Origin of the sequence: Pantoea sp. GM_Pan_3 (assembly GCF_026541045.1) — a bacterium.
GTDB lineage: Bacteria > Pseudomonadota > Gammaproteobacteria > Enterobacterales > Enterobacteriaceae > Pantoea > Pantoea anthophila.
In genome coordinates this window covers 229,873-253,133 of record NZ_JALNVA010000006.1, presented here as the reverse complement: position 1 = coordinate 253,133, position 23,261 = coordinate 229,873, and the positions used below count along the sequence as shown (strand labels likewise).

The 23,261-nt window shown below is 52.1% G+C and carries 38 protein-coding genes; 2 read left to right on the top strand and 36 right to left on the bottom strand.

Annotated features, from left to right (window positions below; all coding sequences use genetic code 11):
• Window positions 1-27 precede the first annotated feature (27 nt).
• The 23 genes from secY to rpsJ all read right to left on the bottom strand — a co-directional run bounded on the left by secY (window position 28) and on the right by rpsJ (window position 12,322).
• Window positions 28-1,359, bottom strand: coding sequence for a preprotein translocase subunit SecY (gene secY / locus OXR04_RS17820; RefSeq protein ID WP_009087577.1), 1,332 nt, complete (start codon window positions 1,357-1,359; stop codon window positions 28-30).
• Window positions 1,360-1,366: 7 nt separating this feature from the next.
• Window positions 1,367-1,801, bottom strand: a complete 435-nt coding sequence (gene rplO / locus OXR04_RS17815; protein WP_009087579.1) for a 50S ribosomal protein L15 — start codon at window positions 1,799-1,801, stop codon at window positions 1,367-1,369.
• Between the two features lie 3 nt (window positions 1,802-1,804).
• Complete coding sequence (gene rpmD / locus OXR04_RS17810; RefSeq protein ID WP_003850166.1) at window positions 1,805-1,984, bottom strand: 50S ribosomal protein L30; 180 nt, start codon at window positions 1,982-1,984, stop codon at window positions 1,805-1,807.
• Window positions 1,985-1,989: 5 nt separating this feature from the next.
• Entirely contained in the window at window positions 1,990-2,490 is a 501-nt protein-coding gene (gene rpsE / locus OXR04_RS17805) for a 30S ribosomal protein S5 (protein WP_003850164.1), read from the bottom strand.
• 14 nt (window positions 2,491-2,504) lie between these two features.
• On the bottom strand, window positions 2,505-2,858 hold the full coding sequence (rplR, locus tag OXR04_RS17800) for a 50S ribosomal protein L18 (RefSeq protein WP_003850163.1): 354 nt from the start codon (window positions 2,856-2,858) through the stop codon (window positions 2,505-2,507).
• Between the two features lie 9 nt (window positions 2,859-2,867).
• Window positions 2,868-3,401 carry a 50S ribosomal protein L6 gene (gene rplF / locus OXR04_RS17795; protein WP_009087581.1) on the bottom strand — a complete coding sequence of 178 codons (534 nt, stop codon included), beginning with the start codon at window positions 3,399-3,401 and terminating at the stop codon, window positions 2,868-2,870.
• Window positions 3,402-3,414: 13 nt separating this feature from the next.
• A complete protein-coding gene (gene rpsH / locus OXR04_RS17790; RefSeq protein WP_003850158.1) occupies window positions 3,415-3,807 on the bottom strand; it encodes a 30S ribosomal protein S8 in 393 nt (130 codons plus the stop codon).
• 32 nt (window positions 3,808-3,839) lie between these two features.
• Window positions 3,840-4,145, bottom strand: coding sequence for a 30S ribosomal protein S14 (gene rpsN, locus OXR04_RS17785; protein WP_008927132.1), 306 nt, complete (start codon window positions 4,143-4,145; stop codon window positions 3,840-3,842).
• 14 nt (window positions 4,146-4,159) lie between these two features.
• Complete coding sequence (rplE, locus tag OXR04_RS17780; RefSeq protein WP_003850155.1) at window positions 4,160-4,699, bottom strand: 50S ribosomal protein L5; 540 nt, start codon at window positions 4,697-4,699, stop codon at window positions 4,160-4,162.
• Window positions 4,700-4,713: 14 nt separating this feature from the next.
• Window positions 4,714-5,028 (bottom strand): 50S ribosomal protein L24, encoded by a 315-nt coding sequence (gene rplX, locus OXR04_RS17775; RefSeq protein WP_003850150.1) that lies wholly within the window; start codon window positions 5,026-5,028, stop codon window positions 4,714-4,716.
• A gap of 10 nt (window positions 5,029-5,038) precedes the next feature.
• Window positions 5,039-5,410, bottom strand: a complete 372-nt coding sequence (gene rplN / locus OXR04_RS17770) for a 50S ribosomal protein L14 (RefSeq protein ID WP_006120590.1) — start codon at window positions 5,408-5,410, stop codon at window positions 5,039-5,041.
• A gap of 248 nt (window positions 5,411-5,658) precedes the next feature.
• Window positions 5,659-7,011 (bottom strand): 8-oxoguanine deaminase, encoded by a 1,353-nt coding sequence (locus OXR04_RS17765; protein WP_267372335.1) that lies wholly within the window; start codon window positions 7,009-7,011, stop codon window positions 5,659-5,661.
• A 358-nt stretch (window positions 7,012-7,369) separates the two neighbouring features.
• Complete coding sequence (rpsQ, locus tag OXR04_RS17760) at window positions 7,370-7,624, bottom strand: 30S ribosomal protein S17 (protein ID WP_003850147.1); 255 nt, start codon at window positions 7,622-7,624, stop codon at window positions 7,370-7,372.
• The gene (gene rpmC, locus OXR04_RS17755; protein ID WP_003850146.1) at window positions 7,624-7,815 is read right to left on the bottom strand and encodes a 50S ribosomal protein L29; all 192 of its coding nucleotides are present in this window, start codon (window positions 7,813-7,815) and stop codon (window positions 7,624-7,626) included. The genes rpsQ and rpmC overlap by 1 nt, the downstream gene beginning before the upstream one ends.
• Window positions 7,815-8,225 carry a 50S ribosomal protein L16 gene (gene rplP, locus OXR04_RS17750; protein WP_002438716.1) on the bottom strand — a complete coding sequence of 137 codons (411 nt, stop codon included), beginning with the start codon at window positions 8,223-8,225 and terminating at the stop codon, window positions 7,815-7,817. Before rplP ends, rpmC begins: the two co-directional genes overlap by 1 nt.
• A gap of 12 nt (window positions 8,226-8,237) precedes the next feature.
• Window positions 8,238-8,936, bottom strand: a complete 699-nt coding sequence (rpsC, locus tag OXR04_RS17745) for a 30S ribosomal protein S3 (RefSeq protein ID WP_009087585.1) — start codon at window positions 8,934-8,936, stop codon at window positions 8,238-8,240.
• A gap of 17 nt (window positions 8,937-8,953) precedes the next feature.
• Window positions 8,954-9,286 (bottom strand): 50S ribosomal protein L22, encoded by a 333-nt coding sequence (rplV, locus tag OXR04_RS17740; RefSeq protein ID WP_008927136.1) that lies wholly within the window; start codon window positions 9,284-9,286, stop codon window positions 8,954-8,956.
• A 13-nt stretch (window positions 9,287-9,299) separates the two neighbouring features.
• Window positions 9,300-9,578: a 30S ribosomal protein S19 gene (gene rpsS, locus OXR04_RS17735; protein ID WP_001138115.1), complete on the bottom strand. Its 279-nt coding sequence runs from the start codon at window positions 9,576-9,578 to the stop codon at window positions 9,300-9,302.
• Between the two features lie 16 nt (window positions 9,579-9,594).
• A complete protein-coding gene (gene rplB, locus OXR04_RS17730; RefSeq protein ID WP_009087588.1) occupies window positions 9,595-10,416 on the bottom strand; it encodes a 50S ribosomal protein L2 in 822 nt (273 codons plus the stop codon).
• A 17-nt stretch (window positions 10,417-10,433) separates the two neighbouring features.
• Window positions 10,434-10,736 (bottom strand): 50S ribosomal protein L23, encoded by a 303-nt coding sequence (gene rplW, locus OXR04_RS17725; protein WP_003850708.1) that lies wholly within the window; start codon window positions 10,734-10,736, stop codon window positions 10,434-10,436.
• Entirely contained in the window at window positions 10,733-11,338 is a 606-nt protein-coding gene (rplD, locus tag OXR04_RS17720) for a 50S ribosomal protein L4 (protein ID WP_009087590.1), read from the bottom strand. Before rplD ends, rplW begins: the two co-directional genes overlap by 4 nt.
• Window positions 11,339-11,348: 10 nt before the next feature.
• Window positions 11,349-11,978, bottom strand: a complete 630-nt coding sequence (gene rplC, locus OXR04_RS17715) for a 50S ribosomal protein L3 (protein WP_006120583.1) — start codon at window positions 11,976-11,978, stop codon at window positions 11,349-11,351.
• Between the two features lie 32 nt (window positions 11,979-12,010).
• Window positions 12,011-12,322: a 30S ribosomal protein S10 gene (gene rpsJ / locus OXR04_RS17710; RefSeq protein WP_001181005.1), complete on the bottom strand. Its 312-nt coding sequence runs from the start codon at window positions 12,320-12,322 to the stop codon at window positions 12,011-12,013.
• A 393-nt stretch (window positions 12,323-12,715) separates the two neighbouring features.
• On the opposite strand from rpsJ, the gene OXR04_RS17705 reads away from it, so the two are divergent.
• Window positions 12,716-13,486, top strand: a complete 771-nt coding sequence (locus OXR04_RS17705) for an A24 family peptidase (RefSeq protein ID WP_267372228.1) — start codon at window positions 12,716-12,718, stop codon at window positions 13,484-13,486.
• Here OXR04_RS17705 and bfr read toward each other — a convergent pair.
• The 11 genes from bfr to fkpA all read right to left on the bottom strand — a co-directional run bounded on the left by bfr (window position 13,473) and on the right by fkpA (window position 21,713).
• Window positions 13,473-13,946, bottom strand: coding sequence for a bacterioferritin (gene bfr, locus OXR04_RS17700; protein WP_009087595.1), 474 nt, complete (start codon window positions 13,944-13,946; stop codon window positions 13,473-13,475). The genes OXR04_RS17705 and bfr overlap by 14 nt on opposite strands.
• Window positions 13,947-14,044: 98 nt before the next feature.
• Window positions 14,045-14,239: a bacterioferritin-associated ferredoxin gene (gene bfd / locus OXR04_RS17695; protein ID WP_009087597.1), complete on the bottom strand. Its 195-nt coding sequence runs from the start codon at window positions 14,237-14,239 to the stop codon at window positions 14,045-14,047.
• A gap of 170 nt (window positions 14,240-14,409) precedes the next feature.
• The gene (gene tuf / locus OXR04_RS17690; protein ID WP_009087599.1) at window positions 14,410-15,594 is read right to left on the bottom strand and encodes an elongation factor Tu; all 1,185 of its coding nucleotides are present in this window, start codon (window positions 15,592-15,594) and stop codon (window positions 14,410-14,412) included.
• A 68-nt stretch (window positions 15,595-15,662) separates the two neighbouring features.
• On the bottom strand, window positions 15,663-17,777 hold the full coding sequence (fusA, locus tag OXR04_RS17685; protein WP_009087601.1) for an elongation factor G: 2,115 nt from the start codon (window positions 17,775-17,777) through the stop codon (window positions 15,663-15,665).
• A gap of 93 nt (window positions 17,778-17,870) precedes the next feature.
• Window positions 17,871-18,341: a 30S ribosomal protein S7 gene (gene rpsG, locus OXR04_RS17680; protein ID WP_009087603.1), complete on the bottom strand. Its 471-nt coding sequence runs from the start codon at window positions 18,339-18,341 to the stop codon at window positions 17,871-17,873.
• Between the two features lie 96 nt (window positions 18,342-18,437).
• A complete protein-coding gene (gene rpsL / locus OXR04_RS17675; protein ID WP_003852912.1) occupies window positions 18,438-18,812 on the bottom strand; it encodes a 30S ribosomal protein S12 in 375 nt (124 codons plus the stop codon).
• Window positions 18,813-18,936: 124 nt separating this feature from the next.
• Complete coding sequence (gene tusB, locus OXR04_RS17670) at window positions 18,937-19,224, bottom strand: sulfurtransferase complex subunit TusB (RefSeq protein ID WP_009087606.1); 288 nt, start codon at window positions 19,222-19,224, stop codon at window positions 18,937-18,939.
• A 9-nt stretch (window positions 19,225-19,233) separates the two neighbouring features.
• A complete protein-coding gene (tusC, locus tag OXR04_RS17665) occupies window positions 19,234-19,593 on the bottom strand; it encodes a sulfurtransferase complex subunit TusC (protein ID WP_009087608.1) in 360 nt (119 codons plus the stop codon).
• Window positions 19,593-19,979, bottom strand: a complete 387-nt coding sequence (tusD, locus tag OXR04_RS17660; RefSeq protein WP_009087610.1) for a sulfurtransferase complex subunit TusD — start codon at window positions 19,977-19,979, stop codon at window positions 19,593-19,595. The genes tusC and tusD overlap by 1 nt, the downstream gene beginning before the upstream one ends.
• The gene (locus OXR04_RS17655; RefSeq protein ID WP_009087612.1) at window positions 19,979-20,701 is read right to left on the bottom strand and encodes a transcriptional regulator; all 723 of its coding nucleotides are present in this window, start codon (window positions 20,699-20,701) and stop codon (window positions 19,979-19,981) included. Before OXR04_RS17655 ends, tusD begins: the two co-directional genes overlap by 1 nt.
• 166 nt (window positions 20,702-20,867) lie before the next feature.
• A complete protein-coding gene (fkpA, locus tag OXR04_RS17650; RefSeq protein ID WP_111207896.1) occupies window positions 20,868-21,713 on the bottom strand; it encodes an FKBP-type peptidyl-prolyl cis-trans isomerase in 846 nt (281 codons plus the stop codon).
• 269 nt (window positions 21,714-21,982) lie between these two features.
• On the opposite strand from fkpA, the gene OXR04_RS17645 reads away from it, so the two are divergent.
• Entirely contained in the window at window positions 21,983-22,201 is a 219-nt protein-coding gene (locus OXR04_RS17645; RefSeq protein WP_009087615.1) for a SlyX family protein, read from the top strand.
• A gap of 92 nt (window positions 22,202-22,293) precedes the next feature.
• Here the strand turns inward: OXR04_RS17645 and slyD are convergent, their stop codons facing one another.
• Together slyD and OXR04_RS17635 are read right to left on the bottom strand one after the other, a co-directional pair.
• Window positions 22,294-22,854: a peptidylprolyl isomerase gene (gene slyD / locus OXR04_RS17640; protein ID WP_009087618.1), complete on the bottom strand. Its 561-nt coding sequence runs from the start codon at window positions 22,852-22,854 to the stop codon at window positions 22,294-22,296.
• A gap of 197 nt (window positions 22,855-23,051) precedes the next feature.
• Window positions 23,052-23,246: a YheV family putative zinc ribbon protein gene (locus OXR04_RS17635; RefSeq protein WP_046100701.1), complete on the bottom strand. Its 195-nt coding sequence runs from the start codon at window positions 23,244-23,246 to the stop codon at window positions 23,052-23,054.
• Between the last annotated feature and the right edge of the window lie 15 nt (window positions 23,247-23,261).

The following is a 23,261-nucleotide window of genomic DNA, read 5'->3' as shown; positions in this document are numbered from 1 at the left end:
CTCTCCGTAACTTCTCAACCAACTGAATTAACGGCCGTAGCCTTTCAGGTTAGCTTTCTTCAGTGCCGACTCGTACTGACTGGACATCATCAGAGTTTGCACTTGAGCCATAAAGTCCATGATGACGACAACTACGATAAGCAGTGATGTACCGCCAAAGTAGAAGGGAACCTTCATCGCATCACGCATGAACTCCGGGATAAGGCAGATAAAAGTAATGTACAGGGCGCCGATTAAGGTCAAACGCGTCATTACTTTATCAATATACTTCGCCGTTTGCTCTCCCGGACGAATTCCCGGTACGAATGCACCAGACTTCTTCAGGTTATCTGCTGTTTCACGTGGGTTGAAAACCAACGCCGTATAGAAGAAACAGAAGAAGATGATTGCAGTCGCATAGAGTAGCACATAAAGCGGCTGTCCTGGCTGCAAATACAGCGAAATTGTTGTCAGCCAGTTCCAACCGGTACCGCCCCCAAACCACGATGCAATCGTTGCCGGGAACAGAATAATGCTGGAAGCAAAAATAGCCGGGATAACACCCGCCATATTCACTTTCAACGGTAAATGTGTGCTCTGTGCAGCGTAAACGCGACGACCCTGCTGACGTTTTGCGTAGTTCACCACAATGCGGCGCTGTCCACGTTCAACGAAGATAACAAAGTAGGTCACTGCGAATACGAGTACTGCAACCAACAGCAACAGAAGGAAGTGCAGGTCGCCTTGCCGCGCTTGCTCGATGGTATGGCCAATGGCCGGCGGAAGACCCGCAACAATACCTGCGAAGATAATGATCGAAATACCGTTACCGATACCCCGCTCAGTAATCTGTTCGCCCAGCCACATCAGGAACATTGTTCCTGAGACCAGACTCACAACAGCGGTAAAGTAGAACGCAAAGCCCGGATTCATCACCAGACCCTGCATCCCTGGCATATTCGGCAGACCGGTAGCAATACCGATCGACTGGAATATGGCCAATACCAACGTACCGTATCGGGTGTACTGGCTAATCTTACGACGGCCAGCCTCCCCTTCTTTCTTAATTTCCGCTAACGCTGGATGAACCACCGTTAATAACTGGATAATGATCGATGCCGAGATATACGGCATGATGCCCAGTGCGAAAATAGAAGCACGGCTGAGAGCACCACCAGAGAACATGTTAAACATTTCAATGATGGTGCCACGCTGTTGCTCAAGCAGTTTGGCAAGTACAGTGGCATCAATACCAGGGATTGGAATAAAAGAGCCAATACGGAAGACAATCAGTGCGCCGATGACAAACAGAAGTCTGCGTTTCAGCTCACCAAAGCCGCCTTTGGCGCTTTGAAAATCTAATCCCGGTTGTTTAGCCATCTGCTACTTATTCCTCGATTTTACCGCCAGCAGCTTCGATTGCAGCACGAGCACCTTTGGTGACACGCAGGCCGCGAACCGTTACCGGTGCAGAAACTTCACCAGACAGAATTACTTTAACGAATTCAATCTGAACACCGACAATGTTGGCTGCTTTCAGCGCGTTCAGGTCGACGATACCGCCTTCAACTTTCGCCAGATCAGACAGACGAATCTCTGTAGTGATCATTGCTTTGCGAGAGGTGAAACCGAACTTCGGCAGACGACGGTACAGAGGCATCTGACCACCTTCGAAACCGCGACGTACGCCACCGCCAGAACGTGAGTTCTGACCTTTGTGACCACGACCACCGGTTTTTCCGAGGCCAGAACCGATACCACGACCCAGACGCTTAGTAGCGTGCTTAGACCCTTCGGCCGGAGACAGAGTATTTAAACGCATCTCTTACTCCTCCACTTTAACCATGTAGGAAACCGCGTTGACCATGCCGCGTACAGCTGGCGTGTCTTCACGCTCTACGGTATGACCAATACGACGCAGACCCAGGCCAACCAGAGTGGCTTTATGCTTAGGCAAGCGGCCGATTGAACTACGGGTTTGAGTGATTTTAATAGTCTTAGCCATCGTGATTACCCCAGAATTTCTTCAACGGATTTACCACGCTTAGCAGCGACCATTTCCGGAGATTTCATATTGCCCAGGCCGTCGATAGTTGCACGAACCACGTTGATCGGGTTAGTAGAACCATAGGCTTTTGCCAGTACGTTATGAACTCCAGCGACTTCCAGAACGGCGCGCATTGCACCACCGGCGATGATACCGGTACCTTCTGAAGCCGGCTGCATGAACACGCGGGAACCCGTGTGTGCACCTTTAACAGGGTGCTGCAGGGTGCCGTTGGTCAGCGCGACGTTAACCATGTTGCGACGGGCTTTCTCCATCGCTTTCTGGATCGCTGCTGGAACTTCACGCGCTTTACCGTAACCAAAACCTACGCGACCGTTACCATCGCCTACCACAGTCAGTGCTGTGAAGGAGAAAATACGACCACCTTTGACAGTTTTAGAAACACGGTTTACCGCGATCAGTTTTTCCTGCAGTTCGCCAGCTTGTTTCTCGATGTGTGCCATCTTAGACCTCTACCTTAGAACTGAAGGCCAGCTTCACGGGCAGCATCTGCCAGTGCCTGGACGCGACCATGATATTGGAAACCGGAACGGTCGAAAGAAACACCTGTGATGCCTTTTTCGATTGCGCGTTCTGCGATAGCTTTACCTACTGCAGCTGCGGCTTCTTTATTACCGGTATACTTCAGTTGTTCAGTGATAGCTTTTTCTACAGTAGAAGCAGCGACCAGAACTTCGGAACCGTTCGGGGCGATTACCTGTGCGTAAATATGACGCGGGGTACGATGTACCACCAGGCGAGTAGCACCCAGCTCTTTGAGCTTGCGACGTGCACGGGTCGCACGACGGATACGAGCAGATTTCTTATCCATAGTGTTACCTTACTTCTTCTTAGCCTCTTTGGTACGCACGACTTCGTCGGCGTAACGGACACCCTTGCCTTTGTAAGGCTCAGGACGACGGTAGGCGCGCAGGTCTGCTGCAACCTGACCAATCAGCTGCTTATCAGCGCCTTTCAGCACGATCTCAGTCTGAGTTGGGCATTCTGCAGTGATACCCGCGGGCAGCTGGTGATCGACTGGATGAGAAAAGCCCAGTGACAGGTTAACCATATCGCCTTTAACGGCAGCACGATAACCTACACCAACCAGCTGCAGCTTCTTAGTGAAGCCTTCGGTAACACCGATAACCATTGCGTTCAGCAGCGCGCGAGAAGTACCCGCCTGCGCCCAGCCGTCAACGAAACCCTCGCGCGGAGCGAAAGTCAGAGCGTTGTCAGCATGCTTAACTTCAACAGCATCATTGATAGTACGAGTCAGCTCGCCGTTTTTACCTTTAATCGAAATTACCTGACCGTCGAGTTTTACCTCTACGCCGGCAGGAACAACGACAGGTGCTTTAGCAACACGAGACATATGTATCCTCCGATTACGCTACGTAGCAGATAATTTCGCCACCAAGACCAGCCTGGCGCGCTGCACGATCAGTCATGACACCTTTGGATGTAGAAACTACAGCGATGCCCATACCAGCCATTACCTTTGGCAGCTCATCTTTTTTCTTATAGATGCGCAGGCCAGGACGGCTTACTCGCTGAATGCTTTCTACAACAGCTTTACCCTGGAAATACTTAAGAGTCAGTTCCAGTTCCAGCTTGATGTCGCCTTCGATTTTGAAATCTTCAATATAACCTTCTTCCTTCAGAACGTTGGCAATTGCCAATTTCAGCTTGGAGGAAGGCATGGTGACCGCAACTTTGTTCGCGGCCTGACCGTTACGGATACGGGTCAGCATATCCGCGATCGGATCTTGCATGCTCATCTGTGTTACTCCCGTGATTCAATTGGTGACAATTACCAGCTAGCCTTTTTCAGGCCCGGGATTTCACCGCGCATGGCGGCTTCGCGGACCTTGATACGGCTCAACCCAAACTTCCGCAGGAAACCGTGCGGACGACCTGTTTGACGGCAGCGGTTACGCTGACGTGAAGGGCTGGAATCACGCGGCAGACTCTGCAGCTTCAGAACAGCATCCCAACGGTCTTCGTCGGAAGCGTTCACATCAGAGATGATCGCTTTCAGTTCAGCGCGTTTAGCGAAGAATTTGTCTGCTAATTTTGCACGTTTAACTTCACGTGCTTTCATAGATTGCTTAGCCATTAAGTAACCCTACCTTACTTACGGAACGGGAAGTCAAAGGCAGCCAGCAGAGCACGGCCTTCATCATCAGATTTCGCAGTAGTGGTAATGGTGATATCCAAACCACGAACGCGATCGACTTTGTCGTAGTCGATTTCTGGGAAGATGATCTGCTCACGTACACCCATGCTGTAGTTGCCACGACCATCGAATGACTTAGCGGACAAGCCACGGAAGTCACGGATACGTGGAACAGCAATGGTGACCAGACGCTCAAAGAACTCCCACATGCGCTCGCCACGCAGAGTTACTTTACAGCCGATCGGATAGCCCTGACGGATTTTGAAGCCTGCAACTGATTTGCGTGCTTTGGTGACCAGCGGTTTTTGACCGGAGATTGCTGCCAGGTCAGCTGCTGCGTTATCCAGCAGTTTCTTGTCAGCGATCGCTTCACCAACACCCATGTTCAGGGTGATCTTCTCGACCCGAGGGACTTGCATGACAGAATTGTAGCCAAACTCTGTCATGAGTTTCTGGACTACTTCGTCTTTGTAGTAATCATGCAGTTTCGCCATCGTACTACTCCAAATTACTTGATAGTTTCGCTGTTAGACTTGAAGAAACGGACTTTTTTGCCGTCTTCGAATCTAAAGCCTACACGGTCAGCCTTACCAGTTGCCGCGTTGAACAGTGCAACGTTAGAAACCTGAATAGCAGCTTCTTTTTCAACGATGCCACCTGGCTGGTTCAGAGCCGGAACCGGCTTCTGATGTTTCTTCACCAGGTTGATACCTTCAACGATGACCTTACCAGAAGACAGGACATTCTTTACCTTACCGCGCTTACCTTTATCTTTACCGGTCAACACGATAACTTCGTCGTTACGACGGATTTTAGCTGCCATTGTTCGCTCCTTAGAGTACTTCTGGTGCCAGAGAGATAATTTTCATGAACTTTTCAGTACGAAGTTCACGAGTTACCGGCCCAAAAATACGCGTACCGATAGGCTGCTCACTGTTATTGTTCAGAATAACGCATGCATTACCATCGAAGCGAATGACAGAACCGTCCGGGCGACGAACACCCTTCCTGGTGCGCACCACTACCGCCTTCAGGACATCACCTTTTTTGACTTTACCACGAGGAATTGCTTCCTTGATGGTAACTTTGATGATGTCACCGACGCCTGCGTAGCGACGGTGCGAGCCACCCAGAACCTTGATACACATTACGCGACGTGCACCGGAGTTGTCGGCGACGTTCAGCATAGTCTGTTCTTGGATCATTTTAGTGCTCCGCTAATGTCAACTACTACTTCGGGACCTAAACCTCAGGTCGTTAGAAAGCCCCATAATTGAGGGCGCGGCATTGTAACACCGGTTCTCACAGATGGGTAGAAAAAATAAACGGCTCTCAATCGAGCCGCTGATTTTCCCTGATGACAGGGAGGGCGTATTCTAGGGAATAGTGCGAACAGTAGCAAATGTAATCTGCCTTATTTTTCGTCGATCCCCAAATAAAGTCCCCTTCTGTCTCAGCCTGCCAGTTTTGTGGCCAGCTGGTTGTGCTGACGCAGCAGCGCTGGCAGTTCAATTCCGGCCAGTTCTCCTTTACGTACCCGGACTTGTCCGTTAATGATGCTGTAAGCAACCTGTCCCGGATTACAGAACACCAGGGCGGCGACCGGATCGTGCCCTGCCCCAGCCAGGCCTGGCCGATTCAGGTCAAACACCGCCAGGTCAGCCATCATGCCAGGCGCAACAGCCCCCACATCATTACGGTTAAGCACTTTTGCACTGCCCAGCGTTGCCAGCTCCAGAGCCTGCCGTGCGGTCATGGCATCCGGGCCAAACCCGACACGCTGCAGCAGCATCGCCTGACGAACCTCGGCCATCATGTCTGAGCTGTCATTGGAGGCGGAGCCATCTACGCCAAGACCGACATTTACACCGGCATCACACATATGGCGTATCGGGGCAATGCCTGAGCCGAGCCGCATATTCGAGCAGGGACAATGGGCAATGCCGGTTCCGGTGCGGGCAAAGAGTTCAATACCCTGTGGATCGAGTTTGACGCAGTGAGCATGCCAGACATCCGGGCCAACCCAGCCGAGGTCCTCAACATACTGCGCAGGAGTCATATTAAACTTTTCGCGACTGTAGCGGATGTCGCTGTCGTTCTCTGCCAGATGCGTGTGCATCGAGACGCTGTAACTGCGGGCCAGTGCGGCGGACTGCTTCATCAGCTCACGGCTGACGGAGAATGGCGAACAGGGGGCCACCACGATGCGTAGCATCGAACCATGGCTGTCATCGTGATAGCGCTCAATGACCCGCTGCGTATCTTTCAGAATTGCCGCTTCATTCTCCACCAGGCTATCGGGCGGTAAGCCGCCCCGTGATTTCCCCACGCTCATACTGCCCCGGCTTGCATGGAAACGCATTCCCATGACGGCAGCAGCCTCAATGCTGTCATCAAGCTGACAGCCATTGGGATAGACATAGAGATGATCACTGGTGGTCGTGCAGCCAGAGAGTATCAGTTCAGCCATCGACACCTGCGTTGAGATACGAATCATCTCAGGTGTCAGGTTCTGCCAGAGAGGATAGAGGTGAGTCAGCCAGTTAAAGAGTTCACCATTCTGCACAGCCGGAATGGCGCGGGTCAGGCTCTGATACATATGGTGATGCGTATTGATCAGACCCGGAATCACAATGTGTCCACGCAGGTCGATAACCTCATCCGCGCTATCGGGTAGTGTTCCAGCTTCTCCGACCGCCACGATTTGATTTCCTTTGATCAGAACAGAGGCGTTGCGAATTTCCCGACGGTCAGCATCCATGCAAACTACACAGTCGGCGTTCTTCAGTAACAGAGTTCGTTCCATGCTATTGCCTGTAGGTTGATGTTGTGTGCTTTCCGATAATAGCGGCAAGCTTTTGGCAGAGCTAATAGCAGGTAACGCAGCAAACAAAGGTAATTTCAACAGTGACCGCCGTAAGCGATCGGGACTCTCCATTTTCACGGCACATTTCCTTGTACAGTTATGACGACACCGGCCTGTTCAGCCCGATGCATTCAGGCCAGACCGCCTGAAGAGTCGCAGCTTACCGCCGGGAAACTGTCGAATTTGTGCGCACTATCAAATCTGCATGGCCGGGGACACAAATGGATCAATCCCGGGGCAGAGGCAAAAAAAAACCCCCTGCCGAAGCAGAGGGTTTCCTCAGAAAAAACGGTTCTTATTACAGAACAGCTTTCTCAATTACGCGAACCAGGGTCCAGGATTTAGTCTTGGACAGTGGACGGCATTCGCGGATTTCTACCACGTCGCCGATTCCACATTCATTGTTCTCGTCATGGATGTGCAGCTTGGTCGTACGCTTAATGAATTTGCCGTAGATCGGGTGTTTCACGAAACGTTCGATAGCAACAACTGCAGATTTCTGCATTTTGTCACTTACTACACGACCCTGCAGAGTACGGATTTTATCGGTCATTACGAACCCGCCTTCTCAGTCAGTAAAGTCTTAACGCGTGCAACATCACGGCGAACCTGTTTCAGCAGATGAGTCTGCTGCAGTTGGCCAGATGCTGCCTGCATGCGCAGGTTAAATTGCTCACGCAGCAGATTAAGCAGCTCAGTGTTCAGCTCTTCAACGCTTTTTTCACGCAGCTCAGTTGCTTTCATTACATCACCGTCTTAGTTACAAAGGTGGTTTTGATAGGCAGTTTTGCTGCTGCCAGCTTGAATGCTTCACGGGCCAGCTCTTCTGGTACGCCGTCCATTTCATACAGGACTTTACCAGGCTGGATCAGGGCAACCCAATACTCAACGTTACCCTTACCTTTACCCATACGCACTTCCAGCGGCTTCTCGGTGATCGGTTTGTCCGGGAATACTCGGATCCAGATCTTACCTTGACGCTTAACTGCACGGGTCATAGCACGACGTGCTGCTTCGATCTGACGAGCAGTCAGACGACCACGGCCAACAGCTTTCAGACCGAAAGTACCGAAGCTAACATCCGTACCCTGCGCCAGACCGCGGTTGCGGCCTTTGTGCACCTTACGGAATTTTGTACGCTTTGGTTGTAACATCAGCGACTCTCCTTACTTACGGCCTTTACGCTGCTGCTTTTTAGGTTGAGCAGCCGGTTCCGGTTGTTCAACAGCAGCCATACCACCCAGGATCTCACCTTTGAAGATCCATACCTTAACGCCGATTACACCATAAGTGGTGTGCGCTTCAGAGGTGTTGTAGTCAATGTCAGCACGCAGTGTGTGCAACGGTACGCGACCTTCACGATACCATTCGGTACGTGCGATCTCGGCGCCGCCCAGACGGCCGCTAACTTCGACTTTAATACCCTTCGCGCCAAGACGCATGGCGTTCTGAACCGCACGCTTCATAGCACGACGGAACATCACACGACGCTCCAGCTGTGAAGTGATGCTGTCAGCAACCAGTTTTGCGTCCAGTTCCGGCTTGCGGACTTCGGCGATATTGATCTGTGCAGGAACGCCAGCGATGTTCGCGACGACCGTGCGCAGTTTTTCTACGTCTTCGCCTTTCTTACCGATAACGATGCCAGGACGAGCGGTGTGAATAGTCACACGGATGCTCTTAGCTGGACGCTCGATAACGATACGAGAGACAGACGCTTTAGCCAGTTCTTTAGTCAAAAACTGACGGACTTTAAAATCGCTGTCCAGGTTGTCAGCGAATTCTTTGGTGTTCGCAAACCAGGTAGAGTTCCATGGTTTTACAATACCCAGGCGAATACCATTAGGATGTACTTTCTGACCCATTGCTAGTCTCCAGAGTCTCAGCGATCGGACACAACCACAGTAATGTGGCTGGTGCGCTTCAGGATGCGATCTGCACGACCTTTGGCACGCGGCATAATGCGTTTCATGGTCGGACCTTCATCAACGAAAATTTTCGTGATTTTCAGATCGTCGATATCAGCGCCATCGTTGTGTTCGGCGTTAGCAATGGCAGATTCCAGAACTTTCTTGACCAGTACAGCCGCTTTCTTGTTGGTGTAGGTCAAAATGTCCAGTGCCTGCGACACTTTCTTACCGCGAATCAGGTCAGCAACAAGGCGAACCTTCTGAGCAGAAGAACGAGCGTGGCGATGTTGAGCTAAAGTTTCCATCTCTTCCTCCTACTTATTTCTTCTTGGCTTTTTTATCAGCCGCGTGACCGCGATAAGTACGTGTCGGCGCGAATTCACCCAGTTTGTGACCAACCATTTCGTCGGAAACAAAGACAGGAACGTGCTGACGACCATTATGGACAGCGATGGTCAAACCGATCATGTTAGGAAAGATCGTTGAACGACGGGACCAAGTGCGCAAAGGCTTCTTGTCACCGCTTTCCACCGCTTTCTCTACCTTCTTCAGCAAGTGCAGGTCAATAAAAGGACCTTTCTTGAGAGAACGTGGCATGGCTTATCCTCTAATATTATTTGCTACGGCGACGTACGATAAATTTATCAGTACGCTTGTTGCTACGGGTCTTCTTACCTTTGGTCTGAACGCCCCACGGAGAAACCGGGTGCTTACCAAAGTTACGACCTTCACCACCACCGTGCGGGTGATCAACTGGGTTCATCGCGGTACCACGAACGGTCGGACGAACACCACGCCAACGGGCTGCACCAGCTTTACCCAGAACGCGCAGCATATGCTCAGCGTTGCCGACTTCGCCCAGTGTTGCGCGGCAGTCAGACTCGACTTTACGCATTTCACCTGAACGCAGACGCAGGGTAACGTAAGAACCTTCACGCGCAACGATCTGCACGTAAGCACCGGCTGAGCGAGCAATCTGACCGCCTTTGCCTGGTTTCATTTCTACGTTATGCACGGTTGAACCCACCGGGATGTTACGCATCGGCAGTGTGTTACCTGCTTTGATCGCAGCATCAACGCCAGACTGAATCTGGTCGCCGGCTTTCAGGCCTTTAGGGGCCAGGATGTAACGGCGTTCGCCGTCTTTGTACAGAACCAGTGCGATGTTCGCAGAGCGGTTCGGATCGTACTCAAGACGTTCAACAACTGCCGGGATACCGTCTTTGTTGCGTTTGAAGTCAACAATACGATAAGCCTGCTTGTGACCACCACCGATATGACGGGTAGTGATACGACCATTGTTGTTACGGCCACCGGATTTGCTGTTTTTTTCTACCAGCGGGGCAAATGGTTTGCCCTTGTGCAGCTCCGCGTTTACCACTTTAACTACATGGCGACGACCCGGAGATGTCGGTTTACATTTAACAACTGCCATTGTCTTTCTCCTCCGACTTACTCAGCGCCGCCAGCGAAGTCCAGATTCTGGCCTTCTTTCAGGGTGACGTAAGCTTTTTTCCAGTCGCTACGACGACCGATACGCTGTCCTTGACGCTTAACTTTGCCCTTAACAACCAGGGTGTTTACGTCTTTAACTTCTACTTCGAACAGTTTCTCAACAGCAGCAACGATCTCTGCTTTGGTCGCGTCATTAGCAACTTTGAGAACGATGGTATTGGTTTTTTCCATCGCGCTAGATGCTTTTTCAGATACGTGCGGCGCGCGCAGTACTTTCAGCAGACGTTCTTCACGGATCATGCCAGCATCTCCTCAACTTGCTTAACTGCATCAGCAGTCATAACGACTTTGTCGAAGGCGATCAGGCTAACTGGATCGATACCAGATGCATCACGCACGTCAACCTTGTACAGGTTACGCGCAGCCAGGAACAGATTCTCATCCAGTTCGCCGGTGATGATCAGCACGTCTTCCAGCGCCATGTCTTTCAGTTTCTGTACCAGCAGCTTGGTTTTCGGCGCTTCTACAGCAAATGATTCGACAACGATCAGACGGTCCTGACGTACCAGTTCGGACAGGATGCTTTTCAGCGCGCCGCGGTACATCTTTTTGTTAACTTTTTGACTGTGGTCTTGTGGCTTAGCAGCAAAGGTCACGCCACCTGAACGCCAGATCGGGCTCTTTACAGAACCTGAACGCGCACGGCCGGTGCCTTTCTGACGCCATGGCTTTTTGCCTGAACCGGTTACTTCAGCGCGAGTTTTCTGCGCGCGAGTTCCCTGGCGGGCGCCTGATGCGTAAGCAACAACAACCTGGTGAACCAGCGCTTCGTTGAAATCACGACCGAAGGTAGTTTCGGAAACAGTCAGCGCGCTCTGCGCGTCTTTCAATACTAATTCCATTGCTATCCCCTTACGCCTTCACAGCTGGTTTAACGATCAGGTCGCTACCGGTAGCACCGGGAACTGCACCTTTAACCAGCAGCAGGTTGCGCTCAGCGTCAACACGTACTACGTCCAGGCTCTGAACTGTTACGCGCTCATTACCCAGCTGACCTGCCATTTTCTTGCCTTTGAACACTTTGCCCGGAGTCTGGTTCTGACCGATAGAACCCGGAACGCGGTGAGACAAGGAGTTACCGTGAGTAGCGTCCTGGGTACGGAAGTTCCAGCGCTTAACGGTACCGGCGAAACCTTTACCTTTAGAGGTGCCAGTTACGTCTACTTTTTTAACGTCAGCGAAAATTTCAACGCTGATGCTCTGACCTACAGAATACTCGTCACCTTCAGCGGTGCGGAATTCCCACAGGCCACGGCCAGCTTCAACGCCAGCTTTAGCAAAATGACCAGCTTCAGGTTTGGTCACACGGTTTGCTTTTTTAGCACCGGTGGTAACCTGAATTGCCTGGTAACCATCGTTCTCCAGGCCTTTGACCTGAGTAACGCGGTTCGCTTCAACTTCGATTACGGTTACTGGGATAGAAACGCCATCTTCAGTGAAGATGCGGGTCATACCCACTTTTTTACCGACTAAACCAATCATTGTTTCAACCTCTCAATCGCTCGATGACCTGATTAACCCAGGCTGATCTGCACGTCAACACCGGCAGCCAGATCCAGACGCATCAGAGCATCAACCGTTTTCTCGGTTGGCTCAACGATGTCTACCAGACGCTTGTGAGTGCGGATTTCGTACTGATCACGCGCATCTTTGTTGACGTGCGGAGAGATCAGAACGGTAAAACGCTCTTTGCGGGTTGGCAGCGGGATTGGACCACGAACCTGCGCACCAGTGCGCTTGGCAGTCTCAACGATTTCCGCGGTTGATTGATCGATCAGACGATGATCAAACGCTTTAAGACGGATACGGATTCTTTGGTTCTGCATGAGACCAGAGCTCCAAACTTTTTATAGACGAAAAAAATTACTACTCGAACCCATTACGATTGATGGGAGAGTGTAATCGTTCAGCATATAACTCCCCAATTGGGAGTATTGTCAGGCGGCCTAACGGTCAGCCGTCTGCGATTCTGCTCGAATCGCGCCTGCAATATCTGCAGGCCCGCGCATTATACGTAATTCTGTTCAGGAAGCAACCCGTGCTGGCATTTTCGCTGTTAATTAGTGGCCGGGTCATGAGGCATACACCGCACAAACCTGTCTCATGACTGACAGGGGGTGAATCAGGTTGTGAACAGGGTTCCACAAGCTGGCATATACGGGCGACGCGGGGTGTAAAAGCGGTGAAAGTATGGCCGACCGTTTAGCCGGAGCCCGAAGATGACCTTAATCCTGATTCAGTTAGCCGCCCTGGCTGGCGGAGGTGCGCTGGGCAGCTTTCTTTCGCTGGCCTGCGCGCGCTTCACCCCTGCCCTTTCTCCCACCCGATGGTGTGCCGCGCTCTGTTTTCCCGGCTCGCACTGTCCCCACTGCCGCCAGCCTCTGTTATGGCGCGATAAGCTGCCATTAATCAGCTGGGCTGCCTTAAAAGGCCGTTGTCGTTTCTGCTCTTACTCATTTGGCGCAGAGAGTGTGGTCATGGAATGGCTGGTTGCCAGCCTGAGCCTGCTTGTACTGCTAAGCTTCGACAGCCTGACTGATGCGCTGTTTATTCTCACGGCGGCCTCTCTGTTGATGATGGTGGCCCTGATTGACCGTCGCCATCTCTGCATACCTGACCCGCTCAATTATCTGTTGCTCTGGCTGGGGTTAATTCATGCAACACTGGCTGGCACAGAAACCCCGGCGATATGGGGTGCACTGTCGGGCTACGTTGCCCTGTGGCTGCTTGCCCAGGGCTACCGACTGGTCAGGGGGTATGAGGGATTGGGATATGGTGATATGAAGCTTTTCGCCGCGCTGGGGTCCTGCTGTGGCTGGCAGGGATTGCCCTGGATTGCACTGGGTGCCACTCTGCTGGCACTAGCAGGCGTGTTGATGCTGCAATTGCGTGGCCGGACGCAGGGCGTCAGCCCGCTGCCTTTTGGCCCTTTCCTGGCCATTGCGGGCTGGGTCACTCTCGTCCTGCAGACGCGGTTCACGCTTCTTTGATCTGAGCCTGCAGGTAGTTCTGGATCCCCATCATCCGGATGAGCTCAAGCTCCGTCTCAATCCAGTCGATGTGATGCTCCTCATCTGCCAGGATTTCAATCATCATGTCACGGCTGACATAGTCATGAACTTTGTCCGCATAGGCGATCGCTTCACGAAGATCTTTGGCGCCTTCCAGCTCCAGATTGAGATCTGAACTCAGCATTTCCTCAACGTCCTCACCGATGCGCAGCCGGCCCAGATCCTGCAGATTCGGGATCCCTTCCAGAAAAAGAATGCGCTCAATGTACTTGTCGGCATGTTTCATCTCATCGATCGATTCGTGATACTCCACATCATTGAGGCGCATCAGCCCCCAGTTTTTAAACATCCGCGCATGCAAAAAATACTGGTTTATAGCAACCAGTTCATTTCCAAGCAGTTTATTGAGATGACTGATAATTTTGATATCGCCCTTCATTGTTAACCCTCCACGTCTGCTTTATCAGATCGTAGATGTGATTAAAAAGAAGTCAAAAAAACGCGACAGATATTGTGGGTATTCGCACACGCAGTGTGTCAGGCGATCTCTTTATAGAGTGGCGGATGCTGCATCTCTTCATCCATAATTTCCCGCGCGGCGCGCAGACATTTGCCGCACTGTTTGCCGACCGGTACAAAATGACGCAGTTGCTGGATGGATTTGGGCTGATAGCGCCGTACTACTTCACGAAGGGTTTTATCACTGATGGCATTACACAGGCAGACGTACATTCTTTCATCACTCAAGACCATTTTCTGTACACAGTGTAAATGCGAATCGTTTTTATTACAAACCTACCCTTTGCAGGGTTATGGCGCTCTTCAGGCAAAAAAAAGAGCACCGAAGTGCTCTTTTCTTTGTGTTGCAGTGGCCGTTTGCACGACCACAGCAGATATCACAATTAAGCGATAACTTTAGCAACAACACCCGCGCCAACGGTACGGCCACCTTCGCGGATTGCGAAGCGCAGACCTTCGTCCATTGCGATTGGGTGGATCAGGGTAACAACCATTTTGATGTTGTCGCCTGGCATTACCATTTCAACGCCTTCTGGCAGCTCTACTGAACCGGTCACGTCAGTGGTACGGAAGTAGAACTGTGGACGGTAGCCCTTGAAGAACGGAGTATGGCGGCCACCTTCGTCTTTAGACAGAACGTAAACTTCTGACTCGAACTGGGTGTGTGGCTTGATGGTGCCTGGCTTAGCCAGAACCTGACCACGCTGGATGTCTTCACGCTTGATACCGCGCAGCAGAACACCACAGTTTTCGCCTGCCTGACCCTGGTCCAGCAGCTTACGGAACATCTCAACACCGGTACAGGTTGATTTCGCAGTATCTTTGATACCTACGATTTCAACTTCGTCGCCGACTTTAACGATGCCGCGCTCAACACGACCGGTAACAACGGTACCACGGCCAGAGATTGAGAATACGTCTTCGATTGGCAGCAGGAACGGCATGTCGATCGCACGCTGTGGCTCTGGGATGTAGTTGTCCAGGTGCTCAGCCAGCTCGATGATTTTCGCTTCCCACTCAGCGTCGCCTTCCAGCGCTTTCAGAGCAGAACCACGAACGATTGGAGTGTCGTCGCCTGGGAAGTCATAGGCTGACAGCAGGTCACGCACTTCCATCTCAACCAGTTCCAGCAGCTCTTCATCATCAACCATGTCACACTTGTTCAGGAACACGATGATGTAAGGGACGCCAACCTGACGACCCAGCAGGATGTGCTCACGGGTCTGTGGCATTGGGCCATCAGTCGCAGCAACAACCAGGATCGCGCCGTCCATCTGCGCAGCACCGGTGATCATGTTTTTCACATAGTCGGCGTGGCCTGGGCAGTCAACGTGTGCATAGTGACGAGTCGGGGTTTCATACTCAACGTGTGAAGTGTTGATGGTGATACCACGTGCTTTCTCTTCTGGTGCGTTATCGATCTGATCGAATGCACGCGCCTGGCCGCCGTAAGTCTTAGACAGTACGGTGGTGATAGCTGCGGTCAGGGTGGTTTTACCGTGGTCGACGTGACCGATGGTGCCCACGTTTACGTGCAGTTTGTTACGCTGAAATTGCTCTTTCGCCATGGCGATAATTCCTTACGTTGTGCCTTCACCACGTGGGTGAAGGCATCAGTTCAAATTTAAACCGTAGCTTATTTGCTACGAGCTTCAATAACGGCCTGCGCTACGTTGTTCGGCGCATCGTCATACTTCAGGAACTCCATGGAGTAAGAAGCACGACCTTTGGTCAGAGAACGCAGCTGAGTTGCGTATCCGAACATTTCAGACAGCGGAACTTCAGCGTGAATCTGAACGCCAGTAGCGTTAGATTCCTGCCCTTTAAGCATACCACGACGACGGCTAAGGTCACCGATGACATCACCCGTGTTCTCTTCCGGAGTCTCTACTTCAACCTTCATGATAGGCTCAAGCAGAACCGGCTGCGCTTGTTTAAAGCCTTGTTTGAAGGCGATTGACGCGGCCAGTTTAAACGCCAGCTCAGAGGAGTCGACATCATGGTAAGAACCGAAGTGCAGACGCACGCCCAGATCCACAACCGGATAACCAGCCAGTGGGCCTGATTTCAGCTGCTCCTGGATACCTTTATCAACCGCAGGGATGTATTCACCAGGAATCACACCACCTTTGATGTCGTTGACAAATTCGTAGCCTTTCGGGTTCGAACCTGGCTCCAGTGGGTACATGTCGATAACAACATGACCGTACTGACCACGACCACCAGACTGCTTGGCGTGTTTACCTTCAACGTCGGTAACTTTAGTGCGGATCGCTTCACGGTAAGCAACCTGTGGTTTACCCACGTTTGCTTCCACGTTGAATTCACGCTTCATACGGTCAACGATGATGTCGAGGTGCAGCTCACCCATACCGGCGATGATGGTCTGGTTAGATTCTTCATCAGTCCATACGCGGAATGATGGGTCTTCTTTCGCCAGACGGCCCAGAGCCAGACCCATTTTTTCCTGGTCAGCTTTGGTTTTCGGCTCAACAGCGATTGAGATCACTGGCTCAGGGAATTCCATGCGCTCAAGGATGATGACGTTATCCGGGTCACACAGGGTATCACCAGTGGTCACATCTTTCAGGCCGATCGCAGCGGCGATATCACCCGCACGGACTTCTTTAATTTCTTCACGCTTGTTAGCGTGCATCTGAACGATACGGCCCAGACGCTCACGGTTTGACTTAACCGGGTTGAACACGGTGTCACCAGTGTTAACAACACCAGAGTAAACGCGGAAGAAGGTCAGGTTACCTACAAACGGGTCGGTAGCGATTTTGAACGCCAGTGCAGCAAACGGCTCGTTGTCGTCTGAGTGACGAACAGCCGGCGTGTCTTTACCGTCGTCCAGCATACCGTTGATCGCGGTAACGTCAGTCGGTGCTGGCAGATATTCAACAACGGCATCCAGCATCGCCTGAACACCTTTGTTCTTAAATGCAGAACCACAGGTTACCAGGATAATTTCGTTGTTCAGAACGCGCTTACGCAGAGCAGTTTTGATCTCTTCTTCGCTCAGCTCTTCACCGCTGAAGAATTTCTCCATCAGCTCTTCAGAGGCTTCTGCTGCTGCTTCGATCAGCTTGCCGCGCCATTCTTCAGCCAGTTCCTGCATATCAGCCGGGATATCTTCGTAAACAAAGGTTACACCCTGGTCTTCGTCGTTCCAGTTGATTGCTTTCATTTTCACCAGGTCAACAACACCGGTGAATTTCTCTTCTGCGCCGATAGCCAGCTGCAGAGGAACTGGAGTTGCACCCAGACGAACTTCCATCTGATTAACAACTTTCAGGAAGTTAGCACCCATGCGGTCCATTTTGTTAACGAACGCAATGCGTGGAACTTTGTATTTGTTAGCCTGACGCCATACGGTCTCAGACTGTGGCTGAACGCCACCAACTGCACAGTAAACCATTACCGCGCCATCAAGAACACGCATAGAACGTTCTACTTCGATGGTGAAGTCAACGTGTCCTGGGGTGTCGATGATATTGATGTGGTGTGGTTCGAACTGCTTAGCCATACCAGACCAGTAACAGGTGGTCGCAGCGGAGGTGATAGTAATACCACGTTCCTGTTCCTGCTCCATCCAGTCCATGGTTGCTGCGCCGTCGTGTACTTCACCGATTTTGTGGTTTACACCGGTGTAGAACAGAACACGTTCGGTAGTGGTAGTTTTACCGGCGTCGATGTGCGCACTGATACCGATGTTACGGTAGCGAGCAATGGGTGTTTTACGAGCCATTTTATTCCTCGGTTTTTCGGACGTTCAAAATTAGTCAACCCCAGCGGGTTGGCCGTTTGGGCGCCCGCTGGTTTAACAATAACTACGCGACTGTTACCAGCGGTAGTGTGCGAACGCCTTGTTGGCTTCTGCCATGCGGTGAACGTCTTCACGTTTCTTAACTGCAGTACCTTTGTTCTCTGCAGCATCAGAAAGTTCGTTCGCCAGGCGAAGAGCCATTGATTTATCACCACGTTTACGAGCAGCATCTACGATCCAGCGCATTGCCAGGGCATTACGACGAACCGGACGGACTTCAACTGGTACCTGATAGGTAGAACCACCAACGCGACGTGACTTAACTTCGACAGTCGGGCGCACGTTTTCCAGTGCTACTTCAAAGGCTTCCAGGGAGTTTTTACCTGAACGCTGAGCCAGGGTCTCAAGCGCGGTATAAACGATAGATTCTGCAGTAGATTTTTTACCATCTACCATCAGGATATTTACAAATTTGGCCAGCAGCTCTGATCCGAACTTAGGATCTGGCAGAATTTTACGCTGACCAATGACGCGACGACGTGGCATGGAAATACTCCGTTGTTAATTCAGGATTGTCCAAAACTCTATGAGTTTATTTTGACATTTAATTTAAAACGTTTGGCCTTACTTAACGGAGAACCATTAAGCCTTTGGCTTCTTCACGCCGTACTTGGAGCGAGCCTGCTTACGGTCTTTAACACCTGAGCAGTCCAGCGCGCCACGAACGGTGTGGTAACGCACACCTGGCAGGTCTTTTACACGACCGCCACGGATCAGGATCACGGAGTGCTCCTGCAGGTTGTGACCTTCACCACCGATGTAGGAAGTCACTTCAAAACCGTTGGTCAGACGCACACGGCAAACTTTACGCAGTGCGGAGTTAGGTTTTTTAGGAGTGGTGGTGTACACACGAGTACAAACGCCACGTTTTTGCGGGCAAGCTTCCAGCGCCGGCACGTTGCTCTTTGCAACTTTGCGGACGCGTGGTTTGCGAACCAGCTGGTTAACTGTTGCCATTAAATAGCTCCTGGATTTGCTTTTGCTTCGTAAACACGTAATAAATCGCCTCGTAGAATTACGAGGAGGCAGAATTTTAGGGCTGCGTCAAAAGGGTGTCAAGAAATAACCAGGTTTTAGCCGATTACCAGACCATTTGTTGCGGATGCCTGATCGTTAGCGTGACAAAGCCATTATAGTCTACGGACCGCACAGTGGTCGAAATTTGTCCAGCCAGCCCGCGCGCCTGGACATCTTCGTCCAGAACCCACAGCGTCGCTTTGCAGGCTGACAGCTGAACCCATGCCCGACTGCCAGCCACGGCAGCCAGCACACCATCCTGTAGCAGCAGCAGATCATCACCGGCTTCCGCCATTAATAACAGCGTGTCGAGGTCGCTGTGCGACGGAGAGTGCATCAGAGTATGCAGCATTTGCGCCTCTTAAAAAGTCAGAATGCGATCGAAGCTGGCCAGCTGCTGGCGCAGTTCCGGCGCGTCCAGTAGCGTCACGTCCAGCAGCCGCCCGGCGTCAGCGTCCAGTCCGCGCGCAATCAGTGATGTCCGGCAGAGATAGCACTGCTCAATGTCATAGAGTGCCAGCACGCCAAACGTCGCGGCATAGTGACGGCTCTTTATGCGTTCAGGTTGCTGATGCAGATTAAGCTGCAGCACCCCATCGCCGATAAAGAACAGGCCGATATCGTCGCTGAGTGCGCCCGTTGCCAGTGCGGCATCCAGCCCCTCACGCCCTGCGCTGCTGCCATGGGGCGCACGGGTAAAGACAAAGGCAACCCGATTCATCAGAACTGCACCATGCGTTCACAGCTCAGCGCCGCTTCTGCCAGCGCACCCAGCCCGCTCAGGGTAAATCCCGGCTGCAGATTACTGGCCGCCAGGTGCAGACGAGCTGCCTCCTGCGGGTCGCTGATTCCACGCCGCAGTGCGGCCGCCACACAAATATTCAGTTCGACCCCCTGCTCCTGATGCAATGCCTGCCATGCCCGCACCAGATCAAACTCGTCGCTGGCTGGTGCCGTCAGCTGGTTAGCATTGAGCACCCCTTCACGATAGAAGAAAACGCTTTCAAGCTGATGACCCGCCGCCAGCAGTGCCCGGGCAAACAGCCAGGCACTGGTTGCCTGTTGCGTGCCGTAGGCCGGGCCGGTCACCAGCAGGGTGTAACGCATCAGCGATCCTGTCCCTGAAAATCGCCATTTTTAAACTGGCGGATGTAGAGATAGACGGTGTGCTTCGAGATGTTCAGCCGGTCAGCGACCTGGTTGATGGCATCCTTAATGTCGAAGATCCCCTTCTCATACAGGTTGAGCACAATCTGACGGTTCTTGGCGTTGTTGGAGACATTGCGGTCAGCGCTGACCTCTTCAATCGTAAACTCCAGGGTCTGCATAACCAGGTCATCGACCGAACTGGCGAAGTTAACGCTGGAGTCAACCTGCTGCATCTCGGGCGGCATAAAGGTCGACATAATCTGCGAGAACGGCACATCAAGATTCATGTTGATACAGAGCAGGCCGATAACCCGCTGCTGACGGTTACGAATCGCGATGGTCACGGACTTCATCAGCACGCCGCTTTTGGCGCGCGTGAAGTAGGCACGGGAAACATTACTGTCCGCGCCATGCATATCATGCAGCATCCGCAGGGCCAGATCGGTGATAGGCGAACCGACCTTACGGCCCGTGTGCTCTCCATTGGCGATGCGAACGGCTGAACACTTAAGATCTTCCAGTGAATGCAGGACGATTTCACAGTGCGAACCGATCAACATCGCCAGGCCATCCACGACAGCCTCGTACGATTTCAGAATATCGTAATCAGTTTGTTCGAACGGGCGCTGCTCCAGAAGATCGAAGTCGCTCAGTTCACCCGGATTGAATGGATTAGACATTGAAGAGTATCACCCTGAATGGCTGGAGCCTGTCACAGCGGCTTATGGGCAGACTCAATGTTGGGATAATTAGGCAGGCATTAGTCTGGCAAATGTCGTCGGCTTATGCCAGAGGTTTGTCGTGAAGGCGAAATGAAACCGCCGCCCGGAGGCGGCGGTCAGCAGATTACTGCGCTTTTTCTGCGGCAGCAGGCGCAGGCGCCTGTGCTTTTTCATCGGCTTTTGGGGCCGGTTTGATATCAAGCAGCTCAACATCAAACACCAGCGTGGAGTTAGCCGGAATACCCGGAACGCCATTTTTACCGTAAGCCAGCTGCGGTGGGATGACCAGCTTGATCTTGCCCCCTTTCTTCACGTGCTTCAGGCCTTCGGTCCAGCCCGGGATGACGCCATCCAGACGGAAAGAGAGGGGCTCGCCACGGGTGTAAGAGTTGTCAAACTCAGTACCATCAATCAGGGTACCTTTGTAGTTAACCACCACAGTGTCGCTATCTTTTGGTGCGTCGCCGCTGCCCTCTTTCTCAACTTTATAGAGCAGGCCGGTTTCCGTTTTCTTCACGCCGCTCTCTTTGGCGAATTTGGTCGCGTAAGCCGTGCCCTTTTCAGCATTCTCTTTCGCATCTTTTTCCATTTTCGCAGAGGCAGCGCCTTTCACGCGGCCTTCGAACGCCTGCAGTGTCTGCTCAATCTCTTCATCAGAGAGTTTGCTCTTGCCACCGAATGCATCCTGGACGCCCGCGATCAGCTGCTGCTTATCCAGTTTGATGCCCAGTTTTTCCTGCTCCTTCAGGGAGTTGTCCATGTAGCGACCCAGTGAAGCACCCAGTGCATAGGCTGACTGCTGGTCTTCATCTTTGAAAGCCGCATTTTTCGGTGCCTGAGGCGCAGACTGTGGCGCAGCAGCCGGGGCAGCCTGAGGAGCCGCAGCGGTTTCAGCCGCCATAGCCAGCGGAGCATTCAGCGCAACAGCCATGGTGGTAGCTAACAATGTGACTTTAAACAGTGATTTCATCCATTCTCCAAAACCGAAGCGTCTAACCTCGGGAAACATTGCGGACTTCAGGGTCCACACTATAACTTTACGTGGCAGTGTCGAACACTCCCACAATGTAATTACCCGGTTAACCTCCGACCTTTATAACAGCGGGAAGTTTCATCAGAGATGATGCCGCGCCACCTTTTTTCAAGCGCAACGTCTTCGGGCATGAAAAAAACAGGTGATTCCTGGCGTTCAGGTCGTAGAATCACGCCCTGAGTCGCACCTTAACAGAGGAACAGGTCATGCAACAGTCTGAGTGGGAACAGCGTCTGGAGACGTTAGAGAGCAAACTGGCCTTTCAGGAGATGACCATTGAGCAGCTGAACAGCGCCGTTGTTCAGCACGAGCTGGAGATGAGTAAAATGCGTGAGCAGATACGCCTTTTAACCGACAAGCTCAAAGCGAACGCAACCTCACTGGTGGCCTCACAGTCTGAAGAGACGCCGCCGCCACACTACTGATCGCGCGCTGTCGGCCCCTGTCCGTCCGGACCAGCGCCGGATAGCCGCCAAAAGAAAGGCCACCCGAAGGTGGCCTTAACCGATTGTCAGACTTAGTGGCTGCAGCCGCAACCGCCAGTGCCACAACCGCCTTTACCGTGATCGTGGTCGTGATCATGGCCGTGATCGTGGTCATGATGATGACCGTCTGCACCGTGAACATGGCCGTGAGCCAGTTCTTCCGGCGTCGCTTCACGAATCGCAACCACTTCAACGTTAAAGTTCAGGTTCTGACCCGCCAGCATGTGGTTACCATCAACCACGACGTGATCGTCTTCCACTTCGGTGATTTCAACCGGAACCGGACCCTGATCGGTTTCTGCCAGGAAGCGCATGCCAACCTGCAGTTCGTCGACGCCCATGAAGACATCTTTAGGAACACGCTGCACCAGGTTATCGTCATACTGACCGTAAGCGTCGTTTGCCGGGATATGCACGTCAAATTTGTCGCCGGCAACGTGGTTTTCCAGCGCATTTTCCAGACCAGAAATCAGGGAACCATGACCGTGCAGATAGTCTAACGGTGCGCTCACCGGTGACTCGTCAACTAACACGCCGTCTTCTGTACGTACCTGATAGGCCAGGCTTACCACCAGGTCTTTTGCTACTTTCATGATATCTCCTAACCGTTGAGAACTAAGATCCCGTCTCATTGGTCTATTCTTGCGTGCAATAACACCAACCAGAAAGGTTCGGGGCTGAGTGCAAGAGGGGTTTCACTTTCTCTTGCGACCAAAGCGTTAATGGCGTCAATTGTAACGGAATTCAATCCCGCTGTAAGTTTAAGCGTAAAAAAAGCTGCGTCACTTCGCTACTCGGGATGGAAAATCCCGATAACCTGCTCGTTAGTGCGAACCTGATCGCGCGCCTGTTTATCCGCCTCGCGCATCTGATGTCCACACTTCACACACTCCACGACATCGACACTATTTTCACGCCACATCGCCAGCGTGTCCTTCTCCTGGCAGTGCGGGCATGTCGCACCAGCAATAAAACGTTTACGCATGAGCTTCAGCCTGTT

Excerpts from the sequence above, each read along its gene's own strand:
- secY (WP_009087577.1), bottom strand. The coding sequence starts at position 1,359 with ATGGCTAAACAACCGGGATTAGATTTTCAAAGCGCCAAAGGCGGCTTT.
- rplO (WP_009087579.1), bottom strand. The coding sequence starts at position 1,801 with ATGCGTTTAAATACTCTGTCTCCGGCCGAAGGGTCTAAGCACGCTACT.
- rpmD (WP_003850166.1), bottom strand. The coding sequence starts at position 1,984 with ATGGCTAAGACTATTAAAATCACTCAAACCCGTAGTTCAATCGGCCGC.
- rpsE (WP_003850164.1), bottom strand. The coding sequence starts at position 2,490 with ATGGCACACATCGAGAAACAAGCTGGCGAACTGCAGGAAAAACTGATC.
- rplR (WP_003850163.1), bottom strand. The coding sequence starts at position 2,858 with ATGGATAAGAAATCTGCTCGTATCCGTCGTGCGACCCGTGCACGTCGC.
- rplF (WP_009087581.1), bottom strand. The coding sequence starts at position 3,401 with ATGTCTCGTGTTGCTAAAGCACCTGTCGTTGTTCCTGCCGGCGTAGAG.
- rpsH (WP_003850158.1), bottom strand. The coding sequence starts at position 3,807 with ATGAGCATGCAAGATCCGATCGCGGATATGCTGACCCGTATCCGTAAC.
- rpsN (WP_008927132.1), bottom strand. The coding sequence starts at position 4,145 with ATGGCTAAGCAATCTATGAAAGCACGTGAAGTTAAACGTGCAAAATTA.
- rplE (WP_003850155.1), bottom strand. The coding sequence starts at position 4,699 with ATGGCGAAACTGCATGATTACTACAAAGACGAAGTAGTCCAGAAACTC.
- rplX (WP_003850150.1), bottom strand. The coding sequence starts at position 5,028 with ATGGCAGCTAAAATCCGTCGTAACGACGAAGTTATCGTGTTGACCGGT.
- rplN (WP_006120590.1), bottom strand. The coding sequence starts at position 5,410 with ATGATCCAAGAACAGACTATGCTGAACGTCGCCGACAACTCCGGTGCA.
- OXR04_RS17765 (WP_267372335.1), bottom strand. The coding sequence starts at position 7,011 with ATGGAACGAACTCTGTTACTGAAGAACGCCGACTGTGTAGTTTGCATG.
- rpsQ (WP_003850147.1), bottom strand. The coding sequence starts at position 7,624 with ATGACCGATAAAATCCGTACTCTGCAGGGTCGTGTAGTAAGTGACAAA.
- rpmC (WP_003850146.1), bottom strand. The coding sequence starts at position 7,815 with ATGAAAGCAACTGAGCTGCGTGAAAAAAGCGTTGAAGAGCTGAACACT.
- rplP (WP_002438716.1), bottom strand. The coding sequence starts at position 8,225 with ATGTTACAACCAAAGCGTACAAAATTCCGTAAGGTGCACAAAGGCCGC.
- rpsC (WP_009087585.1), bottom strand. The coding sequence starts at position 8,936 with ATGGGTCAGAAAGTACATCCTAATGGTATTCGCCTGGGTATTGTAAAA.
- rplV (WP_008927136.1), bottom strand. The coding sequence starts at position 9,286 with ATGGAAACTTTAGCTCAACATCGCCACGCTCGTTCTTCTGCTCAGAAG.
- rpsS (WP_001138115.1), bottom strand. The coding sequence starts at position 9,578 with ATGCCACGTTCTCTCAAGAAAGGTCCTTTTATTGACCTGCACTTGCTG.
- rplB (WP_009087588.1), bottom strand. The coding sequence starts at position 10,416 with ATGGCAGTTGTTAAATGTAAACCGACATCTCCGGGTCGTCGCCATGTA.
- rplW (WP_003850708.1), bottom strand. The coding sequence starts at position 10,736 with ATGATCCGTGAAGAACGTCTGCTGAAAGTACTGCGCGCGCCGCACGTA.
- rplD (WP_009087590.1), bottom strand. The coding sequence starts at position 11,338 with ATGGAATTAGTATTGAAAGACGCGCAGAGCGCGCTGACTGTTTCCGAA.
- rplC (WP_006120583.1), bottom strand. The coding sequence starts at position 11,978 with ATGATTGGTTTAGTCGGTAAAAAAGTGGGTATGACCCGCATCTTCACT.
- rpsJ (WP_001181005.1), bottom strand. The coding sequence starts at position 12,322 with ATGCAGAACCAAAGAATCCGTATCCGTCTTAAAGCGTTTGATCATCGT.
- OXR04_RS17705 (WP_267372228.1), top strand. The coding sequence starts at position 12,716 with ATGACCTTAATCCTGATTCAGTTAGCCGCCCTGGCTGGCGGAGGTGCG.
- bfr (WP_009087595.1), bottom strand. The coding sequence starts at position 13,946 with ATGAAGGGCGATATCAAAATTATCAGTCATCTCAATAAACTGCTTGGA.
- bfd (WP_009087597.1), bottom strand. The coding sequence starts at position 14,239 with ATGTACGTCTGCCTGTGTAATGCCATCAGTGATAAAACCCTTCGTGAA.
- tuf (WP_009087599.1), bottom strand. The coding sequence starts at position 15,594 with ATGGCGAAAGAGCAATTTCAGCGTAACAAACTGCACGTAAACGTGGGC.
- fusA (WP_009087601.1), bottom strand. The coding sequence starts at position 17,777 with ATGGCTCGTAAAACACCCATTGCTCGCTACCGTAACATCGGTATCAGT.
- rpsG (WP_009087603.1), bottom strand. The coding sequence starts at position 18,341 with ATGCCACGTCGTCGCGTCATTGGTCAGCGTAAAATTCTGCCAGATCCT.
- rpsL (WP_003852912.1), bottom strand. The coding sequence starts at position 18,812 with ATGGCAACAGTTAACCAGCTGGTTCGCAAACCACGCGTCCGCAAAGTT.
- tusB (WP_009087606.1), bottom strand. The coding sequence starts at position 19,224 with ATGCTGCATACTCTGATGCACTCTCCGTCGCACAGCGACCTCGACACG.
- tusC (WP_009087608.1), bottom strand. The coding sequence starts at position 19,593 with ATGAATCGGGTTGCCTTTGTCTTTACCCGTGCGCCCCATGGCAGCAGC.
- tusD (WP_009087610.1), bottom strand. The coding sequence starts at position 19,979 with ATGCGTTACACCCTGCTGGTGACCGGCCCGGCCTACGGCACGCAACAG.
- OXR04_RS17655 (WP_009087612.1), bottom strand. The coding sequence starts at position 20,701 with ATGTCTAATCCATTCAATCCGGGTGAACTGAGCGACTTCGATCTTCTG.
- fkpA (WP_111207896.1), bottom strand. The coding sequence starts at position 21,713 with ATGAAATCACTGTTTAAAGTCACATTGTTAGCTACCACCATGGCTGTT.
- OXR04_RS17645 (WP_009087615.1), top strand. The coding sequence starts at position 21,983 with ATGCAACAGTCTGAGTGGGAACAGCGTCTGGAGACGTTAGAGAGCAAA.
- slyD (WP_009087618.1), bottom strand. The coding sequence starts at position 22,854 with ATGAAAGTAGCAAAAGACCTGGTGGTAAGCCTGGCCTATCAGGTACGT.
- OXR04_RS17635 (WP_046100701.1), bottom strand. The coding sequence starts at position 23,246 with ATGCGTAAACGTTTTATTGCTGGTGCGACATGCCCGCACTGCCAGGAG.